At 70.2% G+C, this 15,350-nt stretch carries 13 protein-coding genes and 1 pseudogene; 8 read left to right on the top strand and 6 right to left on the bottom strand.

Going from position 1 to position 15,350, the window contains the following annotated elements; translation table 11 throughout:
- Positions 1-6: 6 nt before the first annotated feature.
- On the bottom strand, positions 7-1,098 hold the full coding sequence (locus tag KUM44_RS05490; RefSeq protein ID WP_217206760.1) for a glycosyltransferase: 1,092 nt from the start codon (positions 1,096-1,098) through the stop codon (positions 7-9).
- Between the two features lie 20 nt (positions 1,099-1,118).
- A complete protein-coding gene (locus KUM44_RS05485; RefSeq protein WP_254389072.1) occupies positions 1,119-3,953 on the bottom strand; it encodes a bifunctional glycosyltransferase family 2 protein/CDP-glycerol:glycerophosphate glycerophosphotransferase in 2,835 nt (944 codons plus the stop codon).
- A gap of 256 nt (positions 3,954-4,209) precedes the next feature.
- On the opposite strand from KUM44_RS05485, the gene KUM44_RS05480 reads away from it, so the two are divergent.
- On the top strand, positions 4,210-5,157 hold the full coding sequence (locus KUM44_RS05480; RefSeq protein WP_217206592.1) for an LLM class F420-dependent oxidoreductase: 948 nt from the start codon (positions 4,210-4,212) through the stop codon (positions 5,155-5,157).
- A 16-nt stretch (positions 5,158-5,173) separates the two neighbouring features.
- Here KUM44_RS05480 and KUM44_RS05475 read toward each other — a convergent pair whose 3' ends face one another.
- Positions 5,174-5,887 (bottom strand): hypothetical protein, encoded by a 714-nt coding sequence (locus KUM44_RS05475; protein WP_254389071.1) that lies wholly within the window; start codon positions 5,885-5,887, stop codon positions 5,174-5,176.
- 137 nt (positions 5,888-6,024) lie between these two features.
- Here KUM44_RS05475 and KUM44_RS45095 point away from each other — a divergent pair.
- Positions 6,025-6,159, top strand: a pseudogene (locus KUM44_RS45095) (DUF397 domain-containing protein); the annotation flags it as partial.
- An 84-nt stretch (positions 6,160-6,243) separates the two neighbouring features.
- The gene (locus KUM44_RS05470) at positions 6,244-6,858 is read left to right on the top strand and encodes a LuxR C-terminal-related transcriptional regulator (RefSeq protein WP_217206591.1); all 615 of its coding nucleotides are present in this window, start codon (positions 6,244-6,246) and stop codon (positions 6,856-6,858) included.
- Positions 6,859-6,865: 7 nt separating this feature from the next.
- On the opposite strand, the gene KUM44_RS05465 is transcribed toward KUM44_RS05470, so the two are convergent.
- Together KUM44_RS05465 and KUM44_RS05460 are read right to left on the bottom strand one after the other, a co-directional pair.
- Complete coding sequence (locus KUM44_RS05465) at positions 6,866-7,654, bottom strand: hypothetical protein (protein WP_217206590.1); 789 nt, start codon at positions 7,652-7,654, stop codon at positions 6,866-6,868.
- A 42-nt stretch (positions 7,655-7,696) separates the two neighbouring features.
- Positions 7,697-8,440, bottom strand: a complete 744-nt coding sequence (locus tag KUM44_RS05460; RefSeq protein WP_217206589.1) for a hypothetical protein — start codon at positions 8,438-8,440, stop codon at positions 7,697-7,699.
- A 177-nt stretch (positions 8,441-8,617) separates the two neighbouring features.
- Between KUM44_RS05460 and KUM44_RS05455 the strand changes: the two genes are divergently transcribed.
- The 5 genes from KUM44_RS05455 (at position 8,618) to KUM44_RS05435 (ending at position 14,908) form a co-directional block, all read left to right on the top strand.
- On the top strand, positions 8,618-9,388 hold the full coding sequence (locus KUM44_RS05455) for an SDR family NAD(P)-dependent oxidoreductase (RefSeq protein WP_217206588.1): 771 nt from the start codon (positions 8,618-8,620) through the stop codon (positions 9,386-9,388).
- 98 nt (positions 9,389-9,486) lie between these two features.
- Positions 9,487-10,605, top strand: coding sequence for an LLM class flavin-dependent oxidoreductase (locus tag KUM44_RS05450; protein ID WP_217206587.1), 1,119 nt, complete (start codon positions 9,487-9,489; stop codon positions 10,603-10,605).
- 249 nt (positions 10,606-10,854) lie between these two features.
- On the top strand, positions 10,855-12,585 hold the full coding sequence (locus tag KUM44_RS05445) for an amidohydrolase family protein (protein WP_217206586.1): 1,731 nt from the start codon (positions 10,855-10,857) through the stop codon (positions 12,583-12,585).
- Positions 12,582-14,078 (top strand): aldehyde dehydrogenase family protein, encoded by a 1,497-nt coding sequence (locus tag KUM44_RS05440; protein WP_217206585.1) that lies wholly within the window; start codon positions 12,582-12,584, stop codon positions 14,076-14,078. The genes KUM44_RS05445 and KUM44_RS05440 overlap by 4 nt, the downstream gene beginning before the upstream one ends.
- A 47-nt stretch (positions 14,079-14,125) precedes the next feature.
- Positions 14,126-14,908, top strand: a complete 783-nt coding sequence (locus tag KUM44_RS05435; protein ID WP_217206584.1) for an alpha/beta fold hydrolase — start codon at positions 14,126-14,128, stop codon at positions 14,906-14,908.
- 6 nt (positions 14,909-14,914) lie between these two features.
- Here KUM44_RS05435 and KUM44_RS05430 read toward each other — a convergent pair whose 3' ends face one another.
- Complete coding sequence (locus KUM44_RS05430; RefSeq protein WP_217206583.1) at positions 14,915-15,310, bottom strand: nitroreductase/quinone reductase family protein; 396 nt, start codon at positions 15,308-15,310, stop codon at positions 14,915-14,917.
- Positions 15,311-15,350 lie beyond the last annotated feature (40 nt).

The following is a 15,350-nucleotide window of genomic DNA, read 5'->3' as shown; positions in this document are numbered from 1 at the left end:
CGGGCCCTACCGCTCCAGGAAGCTGAACAGCGCTTCCCACCGCCCCGCGATCTCGTCCGCCCCGTACCTGCGGATGTTCTCCCGCGCCGCGTCCCCCATCCGGTCCCGCAGCGCCGCGTCGGACATCAACAGGTCCAGCTTGCGGGCGAGTTCGCCCGTGTTTCCGGGCCTGGCGAGGAGGCCGTCCTCGCCGTCCCGGATGATCTCGTGGACGCCGGGCGCGCAGTCGAAGGAGGCGCAGGGCACGCCCATGGCCATGGCCTCCATGAGCGCGAGCGGGAAGCCCTCGCCCCTGGAGGACAGCGCGAACACCGAGCCGCCCCGCAGCGCGCCCGGCACATCGCCCGTGCGGCCCATCCACCGCACCGAGTCGTCGAGGCCCAGGGCGGTGCAGTGCTTCCTGAGGATCTCCTCGTCCTCCCCGGAACCGTAGATCTTCAGCACCCAGCCGGGGTGGCCGGGAGCCACCTCCGCCCAGGTGTCGAGGAGCATGTCGACGCCCTTCTCGTCGCTGAGCCGGCCGATGCTGATCACGGCCCGCTCGGTGCGCGGCGAGGGCACCTCGGGCAGCCAGGGCACGGCGTTCGGCAGGAACGAGGCGTTGTCGAGGCCCGCGCCGATCCACAGGTCGGCGTCCTCGCGGGTGAGGACCAGCATGCGGTCGACGTCCCGGTAGTGCCTGAGGACCCGCTGGAAGCGCGAGGACCGTTTCGAGGTCTCGAAGGACTCGTGGCTCATCCCGACGACCGTCAGACCGGTGGTGTCGGCGAGCTTGACCCACTCCATCGCCCACACCTGGGTCACGATGACGACCCCGCCGGGCCGCGCGGCCCGGAAGAGGTCCGTCAGCACGGTGGCCTTCGCCCGCATGCTCGCGTCCCGCGCCCGGCCGGGAGCCGGTGGCTGGCCGTCGTACAACCGGGTCGTGGGGTACGGGAGTTCGCCGAGGTCGTGCGGGTCCTCAGGGGTCGTGACGCCGATGACGTGGACGCGGTGGCCGCGGTCCGTGAAGAGCCGGGCCATCTGATGGGACCAGCTGGTCACGCCGCCCATCTCGTCCACGCTGTTGGAGACCAGGAAGACGTCCCGCCCCGGCATGCTGTCCCTCACGCTTTCCTTCACGCCTTCCTCCAGCCGGCGAAGAACTCCTCGACGACGCGCTGCGCGGCGGTGCCCTTGTCGTACTCGCCGAAGTCGGCCACGAACCGCTCCCGTGCCGCCGCGTACTTGAGCGTCTGCTCCTCCAGCGACGAAGCGCCCAGCAGCGAGTGCAGCTCCTCCTCCGTGCGGACGACCGGACCCGGAGCCCGTTCCAGCAGGTCGAAGTAGGTGCCGCGGCCCTCGTGCACGTACTCCTCGTAGTCGTACGGGAAGAACAGCATCGGGCGGTCCAGCAGGGCGTAGTCGAACATCACCGACGAGTAGTCCGTCATCAGCGCGTCGGCCAGTGCGAGGAGGGGAGTGACGTCGTGGTGGTCCGACACGTCGATGACCCGGCCCCGTACGGACGGCGGGAGCACGACGTGGTTGAGGTAGTGCGCGCGGACGAGGAGGACGTACTCGTCGCCGAACTCCTCAGCGAACCGTTCCACGTCGAAGGGCAGCGCGAAACGGCGCCCGCCCTGCTGACGGAAGGTGGGTGCGTACAGCAGCACCTTCTTGTCGGACGGAATTCCCAGCTCGGCGGCGAGCGGCGGGCGTTCAGCCGCCTCCCGGGCCCGCGCGAGCGCGTCGTTGCGCGGGTAGCCCACCCGCAGCAGCGTCTTCTCGCGCAGCCGGAAGGCCTTGGCGAGGGTGCGCACGTCGTGCTCGGAGCGGATCAGGAAGTGGTCGAAACGGTCCAGGGTGCGCTGCTGCTCCGCCTGCTCGGCGCGCGGCTTGAGCTTCCAGCCGGGTTCGTCGAAGCCCATCCGCTTGAGCGCGGAGCCGTGCCAGGTCTGGATGTACGTCGTCCCGGGCCGCTTGGTCAGCTTCAGCGGATAGCTCTGGTTGTCGATCCAGAACTCGGCGCGGGCCAGCGCCCTCAGGTACGGCAGCGACCAGCGGCGCACCAGGGTGGCGTCGGAGGGGAAGCCCTGCGGCCGGCCCGTGTACGACCACACCGCCTCGAAGTCGATCCCCTGCCGGCGCATCTCCTCGTAGATCGCCCGGGGGCTGTCGCTGTACTGGCGGCCCAGATGGCTCTCGAAGACGACCAGGCGCTTGTGCACCGGCATCCGCAGGAAGACATCGCGATAGAGGCGGAGCTTGGTGTCCCCGGAGGTGGCCTTCTTGCGCAGGGTCTTCGCCTTGCGGTAGCCGGCCTTCGCGAGGCGGCCCGGTGTGCCCTGCATGCCGCGGGTGACGAGGACGTCGGCCTTCTTGCCGGGGACGAGACGGAAGGCGAGGTGGCCGCGCGCGGAGACCTGGGGCTCGATCCGGTCGGCGACCAGCCGGGTGAGGCGGGGGCGCACCGGCACCTCGCCGGTCGCCAGGCCGGGGCCGGCGGCGGTGAGGCGTGTCGTCGTCCGCTCGCCGTCGACGTCCAGGTGGAGGCGTACGTCCCAGACGGCGTCCACGACACCGAGCGGGCGCAGCCCCTTCGACAGGTCCGCCGAGGCCTCCCAGGACACGTGGGGGCCCTCATGCCGCAGCGTCGGCACCGGGAAGCGGAAGGTCTGGAAGCGCACGCCCTTCCGACGGGCGTAGAACTCCAGCTCGGCGGTCAGCCGGGCGGCGGGCGGGATGACGCCGAGCGGGTTGGTGACGCGGCCCGCGAGCCGGACCACACCGCCGCTCCCCGGCTCCTGCCGGTACTCGGTCAGCTCGTTGCGCAGGAACAGCTTCCCGACCGGCCGGGCGTGATATCCGAGCTCGGTGACGTCCAGGACCCGGCGGGCGAGGGGGTCCTCGTCGATGTGCTCGGCGCACCAGTAGACCCGCCCCTCGCGCTCGGCGAGCGGGGCGGAGACCTTGTCGCGGTTGGCGAGCGTGTCCACGGCGGGCACCAGGTTGTCCCAGTCGCTCATCCGGAGCAGGTAGGCGCAGACCGCGTGGATCGGTTCGACCTCGTCGTAGGCGGCCGGGTCGATCGACGCCAGGTAGGGGAGGGCGAGCGCGGCGAACTCCTGGCGGTAGGAGGCGTCCCGCATGGGCAGCTCACGCAGGTGCAGGACCAGGTCGTGCTTGAGGAACTTGACGTCCTTGCGGAACTTCAGCTCCGTAAGGCCCTGGTCGGCGAGCAGCCGGTCGACCCTGCGGTGTATCTCCATCCGGTGCGCGAAGTTCGCGATCTCCGCGCGCCGGTTGCTGATCGACTTGGCACCGGCCGCCTTCTCGAACTGGTTCCAGTCGTAGACCCGGTTCGGTATGAGCGTGATACGGCGGGCCGCGGTGTACGCCTGGGCGGAGAAGAGCAGGTCCTCGTAGTGGATGCCGACGGGGAACTCCAGGCCGGCGTCCACCAGGAACTGACGGCGGTAGCACTTGTTGGTCGACAGGGTGTCGAAGACCAGCAGGTCAGGCAGCTCGGCGATGGAGTCGATGGTGCGGGTACGGGCGTACAGCCACGGGTACCACTTGACCTCCTTGCGGTGCCGCGAGTCCACGTGGACGCGCACCGTGAGGCCGGAGACGAGGTCGGCGCCGGTGGTCTCGGCCGCCTCCAGGAAGTTGCGGCAGGCGTTGCGCTCCAGGACGTCGTCGCTGTCGAGGAAGAGGACGTACTGGCCGCGGGTCTGCTGGATGCCGTGGTTGCGGGGCGCGCCGCAGCCGCCGCTGTTCTCGGGCAGCCGGTACGCGCGGACCCGGTCGGGGTGCTCGGCGGCGAGCCGGCGGGCCACCTCGTAGGAGCCGTCCGTGCTGTGGTCGTCGACGATCACGACCTCGACGCTCCGCAGTGTCTGCCCCAGCACCGAGCGCACGGCCGTGGGAAGCCTGGCCTCGTCGTTGTAGACGATCACGACGACGGACATGGCGGGTAGCTGATCCCCGTCCACTTTCACCCCATTCATCACTTCTTTCACCCTTCTGGAGGCGATCGCTCTCCAGAGGGCCGCTTGGGTAGATGTCCAGGATGCCGGACGGGTTGCTTCCGTGCGCCCTGGGGGCGCCGGGCGTGCACGGGCTGTGAAACATCCGTCACGGCACCGGTCTTGTCTGATGGTTCGTCAGGTACGAGCATGTGGTCCGCGTCACTCCACCCGCCGGACCGCCACCCAAGGGGGCGCCATGCCCGCCCAGCCGTCGGAAGGGCGACGACTCGCCTACGGCATCCAACTGCCCGTCCAGTCCCAGAGCACGATCTACGCCGAGCCCTGGGAGGCCGACGCCGGCCCGGACGATCTCCTGGCCGTCGCCCGCGCCGCCGACCGCGCGGGCTTCGCCTACCTCGCGAGCTGCGACCACGTCGCCATCCCGCGCCGCCTGGCGTCCGCGATGAGCACGGTCTGGTACGACCCCGTGGCCACGCTGGCCTTCCTGGCGGGCGTGACCGAGCGCGTCCGACTTCTCAGCCACGTCGCGGTCGTGGGTCTGCGCCACCCTCTCCTCACCGCCAAGCAGTACGCCACCCTCGACCACCTCAGCGGCGGCCGGCTGGTCCTCGGGGTCGGGGCCGGGCATGTGCGGGAGGAGTTCGAGGCGCTGGGGGTCGACTTCGAGCGGCGCGGGCCCGTGCTGGACGAGACGATCGACGCCCTGCGCGCCGCCCTCGGCCCCGACGAGTTCCCCGAGCATCACGGCAAGCTCTACGACTTCGAGGGGCTCGGCCAGCGGCCGAGGCCCGCTCAGGAGCGGGTCCCGCTCTGGGTCGGCGGCTCGTCCCCGGCCGCCGTACGCCGGGCCGCGCTCAAGGGGGACGGGTGGCTGCCGCAGGGGGATCCGCGGGACCGGCTGCCGGAGCAGATCGCGCGGATACGGCGGCTGCGGGAGGAGGCGGGTGCCGAGGGCCCGTACACCATCGGCGCCATCGCCGAGCCGCTGTATGTCGGCACGCCCGCCTGGGACGTCGGCAGCCGCACGATCACCGGGCCGCCGGACGCCGTCGCCGAGTCCCTGCGCGCGTATCGTGCGATGGGGGTGGACCAGATCCAGGTGCGGTTCCGCAACCGTAGCAGCGCTGAACTCGTCGACCAGATCGCGCGGTTCGGCGCGGAGGTGGGGCAGTTGCTGGCCTAGGGGGTGTTTGAACCCCCTAGCCATGCCGCCCGGGCCCGAGGGCCGGTGGCGTCCAGCGCTCGTCGGACGGGGCGGGGTCGCCGGTCTGCCACCCGGGGGCGTAAGCACAGGGCATGGCGGCGACACCGGTGAAGTACTCCCGGTCCGGGCGCCAGGTGAAGGACATCCGCTCGTCCCCGTCGTCCCGCTGGACGTACAGTTTCCAGTCCTTCCCCCTGCCCCCCTCACTGTAGGCCGTGACCTCCCAGCCCTCGTCCTTCAGGTGCTGGTGAAGTCGGCGCAGGCCGGGGACGGCCTGGCCGGCGGGGACGTGGTCCAGCGCCCAGTCGTGGCTCATCTCGTAGGCGCCGTCGACTGTCTTGTCCTCCAGCCCCAGCGAGCCACTGGTCCAGCACAGGTCGGAGCTCAGTGTGTTCTCCGCGCCGACGCCGATGTCCCCCGCGCGTCCCGGCTCCACGGTGCGCGTGAACCCCAGGACCTCGTACGCCTCCCGGGAGCGCTCGAACGCACGGTCCGCCATGTCCCCGGGCGCGACGCGGGGGAAGTCGGTCGCCCCCCGGTTGTCCCAGGCGAGCGTGCCGATCAGCACGAGCAGGGCCACAAGAGGTATGCCGATGAGCGCGGCGCAGCCGTATCCGAGGGCACGGCGAAGGGAAGAGGAGGAGCCGGAGCCATCCGGGGTGGTGCTGGTGCTGGTGCTGGTGCTGGTCGGCGCGGTCTGCTCAGGCATGGGGTGACGATATGGCGGCGGGAGTGGCCAGGAGATCGGCGCCGCTACTCGGCACTGGCTGGGTACGCGTACTCAATGGAGGATGCTGTCGTGATCCCCGTACCCATACGACACCGGCGGATCCACTGACCTGCGCCTACGCTCGCGAGACGAGCGCCCCGGACATAGTCGTCACCACCGACCGCCACAAGTGGAACGCCTTCGTACTCGGCGTACGGGCCGGCGAGTTCGACCACTTCGTGGAGACACAAGCGCATTCCTTGAAAGCTTGAACACGCCCACGTCGAGCCCCGTATGCATGGACGTACTGACGTAGACGTACGCCCGTCCGGCTTCGGCGGAAGGACACAAATGACGTGCGCACTTCCCGGAAACTCACCGTTGCCCTCGACTGCCCCGAGGACACCTGGCCGCACCCCGACTGGCCGGCCCCGGACGACCCGTACGTCGGAGAGGTGGTGCCCCTGGTCAGGGCGGCGGACGTCGTGATCCTCCACCGCGACGAACCCTCCGCGGCCGTACGGGAGCTGTCCGCGACCGCCGCCCCCGCGATCGTGATCAGCCCCTGCCGGGACACCGAGGCCATCGTCGAGGTGTTCCGTGCCGGGGCGGGCTATCTGGTCGAGGGCGACTACTGCACCTGCATGCTGTCGTCAGCCGTCGTGGGCGCCACCGTCGGGCACACCTACCTCTCCCCGGCGGCCTGTGCGGCCCTGCGGGAGGGGGCCCGGCGGCTGCCCAGCGGCGGGGAGGCGTTGGAACGGCTGCGCGAGCTGCTCTCGCCGCGGGAGCGGCAGATCATGGAGCTGCTGTCGACCGGCCTGGGCGCGCAGGAGATCGGGCTGCGATTACGGCTGAGCGAGAAGACCGTTCGCAACAACCTCAGCAACATCTACGCCAAGCTCGACGCGCGCGGAAGCACGGACGCGGTCCTGAGGTGGCTGGGAGCCGCGCCCGTGATTCGCACCTGAGAACCTGTTACGGCGCCGGAATCTCCGACAGGGGGATTTCCATGTCGGTGACGTTCTCGCCGGCCTGGCCGAATCCGGGTTCCGACCTGAGGGCGCGCGTGGAATTCCGCAGCCCCGAGGCTTCGGGAGTCCCGCACTGCACATTGCGCAGCCAGAGGCGGCCGTCAGGGGTACCGTTCTTCAGGATCTGCGGATAGAAGACGTGCACGCTCGTGGCGCCCTCGCTCGGGGCGAAGAACACCTTCTGGCCGTCCTGCGCCTCCTTGTACGTGGCCCGCAGGAAGCCACTCACGTCCGTGCGTTTCGCGGACCACATGAAAAAGGCGAGGCTGTCCGCCTGCACGGTGTCCGTCCTGCTGAACGCCAGGGTGGTCGTCTTGTCGTCGCGCGTGATGTTGGTTTCCGAGGTGCTGAACTTCACGCCGATCTCGAAGAAGGAATCGCCGAGCTTCGTACCGGCGTCCGCGGTGAAGCCGTCCTCCAGCTGGATGGTCCTGGTGACGGACGCGCTCACATTGAAGGTCTTCGAGGCGGTGGCCGTCGACGCGCAGTTGTCGGTCACCGCGGAGACGCGCTCGTTGGGCCCGAGGCTGTTCCGCTTGAACTGGACGTCGACGAACTCGCAGTTCTCCAGCTTGTCGGAGTCCGCCGAGCAGTCGGCGGTCACTTCGGAGGCGGTGGCGGCGCCCGCCGAGTTCATCAGCGCCGCGGCCACCGCGACGGCCGCCACGGGGGCCAGGGCGAGGGTGACGCGCTTCTTCTTGCTCCGGTGGCTTCCGCGGCCGGCGCGTGTCATGGGGTTCTCCTGTGAGGGGTGGGGAGGCGGGGGATCAAGGGATCAGCAGTCGGTCAGGACGGCCTTGGACGTGCCGTCCACGACACCGGGGGCACCCGCCGCGCCCGGCAGGATGACGGGGCCCTCGACGACCTCGGGAGCCACGAAGTTCTGCTCGGGGGAGGGGTTCGTGGCGAAGCCGCCCGGGTCGGCGTCGATGCGCACCCGCCATTCGCCGGTCATGCGCTGGAGCTTCGGCGTGAACTCCATGTGGAGCACCTTGCCGACCGGCACTTCCCGCTGCTCGGTGTCACCGGCGGTCGCCGACCTGACGGTCATGTCGAGGGTGCCCTTGTGCTTCAGCCAGGACCCCGTCAGGGCGCCGAAGAGGCCTCCGGCCGCACCCTGCTGGGTGGAGGTGTACTTGCCCTGGCCCTGGGCCGCGGTCGCCGACCAGGTGACCGACACCTTCGCCGGCTCGGTCGCGTCCGGCTCGCAGTTCGGGAAGTCGATGGAGGACTTCTCCGGCGGCCCGTCGAAGGTCTCGAAATTCGTCTCCACGAAATCGCAGTTGTCGGATCCGAAATGCGGGCCGGCGACCGGATGGCCCCCAAAATCGAAAATGGACTGCCGCTTCCCGTTGAGCACCTCGGCCCGCTTGCACAGATCCGTGATCTGCTCGGGAGTCTTCTCCTCGGCGGCGTTGGCCGACGGCAGCAGTACGGCGGCGAGGGCTCCGCCGGTCACGACGGCCGAACCGACCGCCGCGATCCTGATCTTCCTGTTCTTCAGTCTCCGCTTGGACATGGGACGGATTTTGCGTTCGCTTGACGAACGCCGACAGGGTCAAACATCCCTACTTGCGAGTCAGTGATATTCGCCTCAGCAACGACAGATGTCCGCATCCGACTTGCATCTGACGCTCAGTCAGGTATGCCGCTACGATGCGGAGTCCACCGTGTCCACCGGCTGAAGGGGGCCGCAATGGGCAAGCTCGACGGACGGGTCGTCATCGTCACCGGGGCGGCGCGCGGACAGGGGGAGCAGGAGGCGCGGCTGTTCGCCGCGGAGGGTGCGGGCGTCGTCGTCGCCGATGTGCTCGACGACCAGGGCGAGGCCCTCGCCGAGGAGATAGGCGCGCTGTACGTCCATCTCGACGTGGGTCTGGAGGCCGACTGGCAGGCCGCCGTCGCCGCCGCACGCGAGGCCTACGGCCAGGTCGACGGGCTGGTCAACAACGCCGGCATCCTGCGCTTCAACGCCCTCGTCGACACGCCCCTCGAGGAGTTCATGCAGGTCGTACGGGTCAACCAGGTCGGCTGCTTCCTCGGCGTCAAGACCGTAGCCCCGGAGATGGCCGACGGCGGCACCATCGTCAACACGGCCTCGTACACCGCGGTGACCGGTATGGCGGCCGTGGGGACGTACGCCGCCACCAAGCACGCGATCCTCGGCCTCACCCGGGTCGCCGCCCTGGAGCTGGCGCCCCGCGGCATCCGGGTCAACGCCATGTGCCCCGGCGCGATCGACACCGCCATGTCCAACCCCTCGCTGCTGGATCCGGAGGCGGACGCCGAGGAGACGTCGCGGGCCCTCGACGGGCTCTACCGCAAGCTGGTGCCGCTCGGCCGGATCGGGAGGCCGCAGGAGGTGGCGCGGCTGGCGCTGTTCCTGACGTGCGACGACTCGTCGTACATCACCGGGCAGCCGTTCGTGATCGACGGCGGGTGGCTGGCGGGCGTCAGCGTCATCTGACTGGCCGTCAGCTATTGACCCGCCATGCCGCCGATGCCACAGTGCATCAAAACTGACGGTGCGTCAGAAATCTTCGTGACCGGGGACGGTGAACCTCCTTGGAATTCGGGCTCTTTGTACAGGGATACGTGGGCAAGCGCGCCGAGACCGACCCGCTCGCCGAGCACAAGGCGCTGATGGAGGAGACCGAGTACGTCATCCAGGCGGACAAGTCGGGCTTCAAGTACGCCTGGGCGTCGGAGCACCACTTCCTGGAGGAGTACTCGCACCTCTCCGCCAACGACGTGTACCTCGGGTACCTCGCGCACGCGACGGAACGGATCCACCTGGGCTCCGGCATCTTCAACCCGCTCGCCCAGGTCAACCACCCGGTCAAGGTGGCCGAGAAGGTCGCCATGCTCGACCACCTCTCGCAGAACCGCTTCGAGTTCGGCTCGGGACGGGGTGCCGGCTCGCACGAGATCCTCGGGTTCATACCGGGCGTGACCGATATGAACTACACCAAGGAGATCTGGGAAGAGACCATCGCCGAGTTCCCCAAGATGTGGCTCCAGGACGAGTACGTCGGCTTCCAGGGCAAGCACTGGTCGCTGCCGCCGCGCAAGGTGCTGCCCAAGCCGTACGGGAAGTCGCACCCCGCGATGTGGTACGCCGCCGGGTCGCCGCCGTCGTACGCGATGGCCGCGAAGAAGGGGCTCGGGGTGCTCGGGTTCAGTGTGCAGAAGGTCGCCGACATGGAGTGGGTGCTGGAGCAGTACAAGACGGCGGTCGTGAACGCGGAGCCGATCGGGGACTTCGTCAACGACAACGTGATGGTGACGACCACGGCGATCTGTGCGCCGACGCATGCCGAGGCGATCGAGATCGCGGTGCGGGGTGGGTTGCACTATCTGCCGTCGCTGGTGTTCCGGTACCACGACACCTTCCCTCGGCCTGAGGGCTTCCCTGTGTGGCCGGAGACGTTGCCGGAATACACGCCGGAGTTCGTGGAGCTTCTCATCGAGGAGGAGCTGTTGATCTGCGGGGATCCGGATGAGGTGCTCACGCAGTGCAAGCGGTGGGAGCAGGCGGGGGCGGATCAGTTGAGCTTCGGGTTGCCGGTGGGGGTGCCGAAGGAGGAGACGTTGCGGACGATTCGGCTGATCGGGGAGCACGTGATTCCGAAGATCGATACGGATCCTGTGCATCGGACGTCCCGTTTCCGGCAGGGCGCCTGATCGCCGTGGGGGTGTGGATGCGTTCGCGGGTGCCGGTGGTCTGTGGCTGGTCGCGCCCGCGTGGCGGTAGCCGCAGATTCAACGGAGTCCCGCGCCCCTAGGGCGTGTTGCGAAAGTCCCGCCTGCCGGGCGGCGTCTGGCACGCCCTCTCGCCGCACGCCGCCCGGCCCGCCCTTCGGGCGGACGACGGGACTTTCGCAACACGCCCTAGGCGGGCAAGACGGCCCGGAGTTCAAGGAGGCAACGTTCATGCTCGATCACGTCATCAAGGGGGCGACCGTTGTCGACGGGACCGGCGCTCCCGCTCGTACCGCCGACGTCGGCATCCTCGGCGGTCGTATCGCCGTAATCGGGGAGATCACCGAGTCGGCCCGCAGCACCGAGGACGCCGACGGGCTCGTCCTCGCCCCCGGCTTCGTCGATCCGCACACGCACTACGACGCCCAGCTCTTCTGGGACCCGTACGCCACCCCCTCCCTCAATCACGGCGTGACCACCGTGGCCGCCGGAAACTGTGGGTTCACGCTCGCGCCGCTGAATCCGGAGCGGCCCGATGACGCGGACTACACCCGGCGCATGATGTCCAAGGTCGAGGGGATGTCGTTGGTCTCGCTCGAAGAAGGGGCGCCCTGGAGTTGGAGTTCGTTCGGGGAGTATCTGGACGCGCTCGAAGGGCGGATCGCGGTCAACGCCGGGTTCATGGTGGGGCATTGCGCGTTGCGGCGGTACGTGATGGGGCCGGAGGCGGTCGGTGGGCAGCCGAGCGGTGAGCAGCTCGACGCGATGCTGCGGCTGTTGCACGACGCCATGGACGCCGGTGCCTGGGGCTTCTCCACCACCCAGTCGTCGAGCCACTCCGACGGCGACGGGAAGCCGGTGGCCTCCCGGCACGCCCTGCCGGAGGAGCTGCTGGCGATGTCGCGGGCGGTCGGCGAGCACGAGGGGACGCAGATCGAGGCGATCGTCGCGGGGTGCCTGGACCAGTTCAGCGACGCCGAGATCGACCTGTTCGTCGAGATGAGCGCGGCTGCCGGACGGCCGCTGAACTGGAACGTCCTGACCATCGACGCCGCCGTTCCGGAGCGGGTGCCGCGGCAGCTGCTCGCCAGTGAGCGGGCCCGGAAGGCGGGCGGACGCGTGGTGGCCCTCACCATGCCGATCCTCACGCCGATGAACATGTCCCTGGGCACTTTCTGCGCCCTGAACCTCATCCCCGGCTGGGGGCCGGTCCTCGCGCTGCCCGTGCCCGAGCGGATCGCCAGGCTGCGCGAACCCGGCCTCCAGGCCGAGCTGCTCCGGCATGCGCAGTCGAAGGAGGCGGGCGTCTTCCGGCGGCTGACGAACTTCGGGCGGTACGTCATCGGGGACACCTACAGCGAGGCGAACCGCGGGCTGAGCGGGCGGGTCGTGGAGGACATCGCGCGGGAGCGCGGGCAGGAACCCTTCGCGTGCCTGGTGGAGATCTGCGCCGCCGACGATCTGCGCACCGTCCTGTGGCCCATGCCCACCGACAACGACCCCGCCTCCTGGACCCTGCGCGCCGAGACCTGGCAGCACGAGGACGTCATGCTCGGTGGATCCGACGCAGGGGCGCATCTGGACCGGATGTGCGGGGCGCCGTACACGACACGGTTCCTCGGGGACTGTCTGCGCGGACGGAAGCTGGTGGGGCTGGAGCAGGCGGTGAAGATGCTGACCGATGATCCGGCGCGGCTGTTCGGGCTGCGTGAGCGGGGGAGGATCGCGGAGGGCTTCCATGCCGACCTGGTGCTGTTCGACCCGGAGCGGATCGACGCGGGTACGGCCACCCTGGTGCACGACCTGCCCGGTGACAGCCCACGGCTGGACTCCAAGGCGCTCGGAGTGCGCGCCGTGTGGGTCAACGGCGTCGAGGCGATCCGGGACGACGTGGTGACCGGGGCCGTGCCCGGGCGTGTGCTGCGGTCCGGGCGGGACACCAGGACGGTGGCCACCAGGTGAGCGTCGAAGGGGCCGGGCGGCAGCGGCTGTTCGTCGGGGGCTCATGGCTGGAGCCGGAGGGCGGGTACTACGGCGTCGTCGACCCGGCCTCCGAGGAGACCGTCGGGTGGGCGCCGGAGGCCTCGCGGGATCAGGTGCACGCGGCCTGCGCCGCGGCCCGCGAGGCCTTCGGGCCGTGGTCGCGTACGACACCGGAGGAGCGGGCGGCGGTGCTGGCCCGTACGGCGCAGATCATCGGCGAGCGGTTCGCGGCGTACGCCGAACTCGCCCAGGCCGAGACCGGGGCGACCATCGGCACGGCGCGGGGCATGCAGGTGGGTGTGGGCGCCGCCCGGTTCCGGCGGTACGCGCGCGTGGAGCCCGCCGAGTGGGCCATCCCGCCGCAGATCAACGAGGCCGGGCATGGGGGTGCCTCCCACGCCTTCAAGGCAGTGGGGGAGGGGAGGGCCGGGGTGATGGGCGCGCTGGCGGTCCGTCAGCCGGTCGGGGTCGTCACCTGCATCACCTCGTACAACAACCCGTGGGCCAACCCGGCCGGCAAGATCGCCCCCGCGCTGGCCATGGGCAACACGGTCGTCGTGAAGCCGGCGCCGCAGGACCCGCTGTCCGTCTACCGGATGGCGGAGGCGCTGGAGGCGGCGGGCGTGCCGGCGGGTGTCGTGAACGTCGTCTCCGGCCGGGCGGTCGAGGTCGGCGAGGCGGCCGTCAGCTCCCCGGACGTCGACATGGTGAGCTTCACCGGGTCCACGGCGGTCGGGCAGCGCATCGCCGAGGTGTGCGGGCGGGACATGAAACGCCAGCTGATGGAGCTCGGCGGGAAGGGCGCGGCGGTCGTCTTCGACGACGCGGACGTCGGGTCGGCGGTGGCCGGGATCGGGACGACGTTCTCCTTCTACAGCGGGCAGATCTGCACGGCGCCGACGCGGGTGCTGGCCCAGCGCGGCGTGTACGACCGGCTGGTCGGGCAACTGGCGGCGTACGCCGGGCGGTTGACGGTCGGGGATCCGCGTGAGGCGGGCACGGTCGTGGGGCCGGTGATCTCGGCGGAGCACCGGGACCGGGTGGAGTCGTACGTGGAAACGGGCCGGAAGGAAGGTGCCGTGGTGGTGGCGGGGGGCGAACGGCCGCCGTACGGGACGGGGTTCTACGTCGCGCCCACCCTCCTCGCCGACTGCACCAACGACATGCGCGTCGCCCGGGAGGAGATCTTCGGGCCCGTCGTCTCCGTCATCCCCTTCGACGAGGAGGAAGAGGGCATCGCCCTCGCCAACGACACGGAGTACGGCCTGATCGACTACGTCTGGTCCGGCGACGTGGCCCGCGCCTTCCGGGTCGCGCGGCGGCTGCGGGCCGGCGGGGTCGGGATCAACACGGTCGGGCGGAATATGGAGGCGCCGTTCGGGGGGTTCAAGAAGAGTGGGGTGGGGCGGGACGTCGGGTCGTACGCGCTGCATGCGTACAGCGAGGTGCAGGCCATCGTGTGGCCCGGTTGACCGGCCGATGACTGGTGCCGGGAGGGCGAGTTGGGCACAGTCGCCCCATGGAGCAGATGGTGCGGGTCAGGGACGGTGCGGTCTGGGCGGACGACTCGGGGGAGGCGGGGGACGGCCCGACGATGGTGCTGCTGCACCCGGGTGTCGGGGACTCCCGCATCTGGGAGCCGGTGCTGCCCGCCCTGCTGGAGCGGCACCGCGTCATCCGGTACGACGCCCGCGGCTACGGCCGGTCCCCGGCGCCGACGACGTCGTACACCCAGAGCGAGGACCTGAGGAGCGTCCTGGACCACTTCGGTCTGGCCCGGGTGGTGCTGGTCGGCACGAGCATGGGCGGCAGGACCGCGGTCACCTTCACGTTGGACGACCCCGGCCGGGTGGCCGCTCTGGGCCTGCTGGTCCCGGGCGTCAACGGCTATCCGGGCCTGGAGTCGCAGGAGCTGGTCGGGCAGATCGGGAAGCTCGCCCAGGACGGCGACATGGACGCCGTGGTCGCCCTCGGCCTGCGCGTCTGGGGCGCGGCGGGCACCGCCCCCGACACCGCTGCCGCCGAGCAGCTGCGGTCGGCGATCCCCGGCTGGTTCAGCACCTACGGCCACGAGACCGAGGAGGCCCCGGCCTTCGACCGGCTCGGTGAGCTGAACGTGCCGTGTGCGCTTCTGCTCGGCGAGAAGGACATGCCCGAAGTGGTCCGCTGCAACGAGGAGATGGCCGCCCGCATCCCCGGGTGCCGTCTCGTACGGCAGCCGGAGTGCGACCACTTCCCGACCCTGCGGGCACCGCACGCGGTTGTGCGGTTGCTGGCCGAGCTGGACGCACGTGTGGTGTGACCGGCGTCAGCCGTGCAGATCCACGCGCACCGTCAGGAGATTCGTCCCGAACGCCCTGACCCCGACGCTGTTGAACCGGGGCAGGGAACGCAGCCGCGCCACCGGGTCGTCGTCCGGCAGCAGATGGGCCGTGCCGGTGTGCCACCGTCCCCTGATCCGCACCCGCACCCGCGGATCGGCCTTGATGTTGCGGACGTACTGGGACTTGTCCCCGAACTCCGAGACCAGCCAGAAGGAGTCACCGACCCGGCGGCCGCCCACCGGTGTCTGCCGGGGCAGGCCGGAGGAGCGGCCCGTGGTCTCCAGGACGGTCTGGAGGGGGAGGCGGCGCAGGACCGGGTTGCCGACGCGGCGCTGGAAGGTGGTGGCGGCGCGGAATCTGAGGTCGGAGAGGCGGGACATCGGGTGTGAATCTCCTGTCTCGTTCTGGGTGGCACGGCGC

This window comes from Streptomyces sp. AC550_RSS872 (assembly GCF_019049285.1).
Taxonomy (GTDB): Bacteria; Actinomycetota; Actinomycetes; order Streptomycetales; family Streptomycetaceae; genus Streptomyces.
This window is presented reverse-complemented; position numbering and strand designations above follow the sequence as displayed.

What these genes read in the sequence shown, in the direction of transcription:
- KUM44_RS05490 (WP_217206760.1), bottom strand. Translation starts at nt 1,098, where the DNA reads ATGCCGGGGCGGGACGTCTTCCTGGTCTCCAACAGCGTGGACGAGATG.
- KUM44_RS05485 (WP_254389072.1), bottom strand. Translation starts at nt 3,953, where the DNA reads ATGTCCGTCGTCGTGATCGTCTACAACGACGAGGCCAGGCTTCCCACG.
- KUM44_RS05480 (WP_217206592.1), top strand. Translation starts at nt 4,210, where the DNA reads ATGCCCGCCCAGCCGTCGGAAGGGCGACGACTCGCCTACGGCATCCAA.
- KUM44_RS05475 (WP_254389071.1), bottom strand. Translation starts at nt 5,887, where the DNA reads ATGCCTGAGCAGACCGCGCCGACCAGCACCAGCACCAGCACCAGCACC.
- KUM44_RS05465 (WP_217206590.1), bottom strand. Translation starts at nt 7,654, where the DNA reads ATGACACGCGCCGGCCGCGGAAGCCACCGGAGCAAGAAGAAGCGCGTC.
- KUM44_RS05460 (WP_217206589.1), bottom strand. Translation starts at nt 8,440, where the DNA reads ATGTCCAAGCGGAGACTGAAGAACAGGAAGATCAGGATCGCGGCGGTC.
- KUM44_RS05455 (WP_217206588.1), top strand. Translation starts at nt 8,618, where the DNA reads ATGGGCAAGCTCGACGGACGGGTCGTCATCGTCACCGGGGCGGCGCGC.
- KUM44_RS05445 (WP_217206586.1), top strand. Translation starts at nt 10,855, where the DNA reads ATGCTCGATCACGTCATCAAGGGGGCGACCGTTGTCGACGGGACCGGC.
- KUM44_RS05435 (WP_217206584.1), top strand. Translation starts at nt 14,126, where the DNA reads ATGGAGCAGATGGTGCGGGTCAGGGACGGTGCGGTCTGGGCGGACGAC.
- KUM44_RS05430 (WP_217206583.1), bottom strand. Translation starts at nt 15,310, where the DNA reads ATGTCCCGCCTCTCCGACCTCAGATTCCGCGCCGCCACCACCTTCCAG.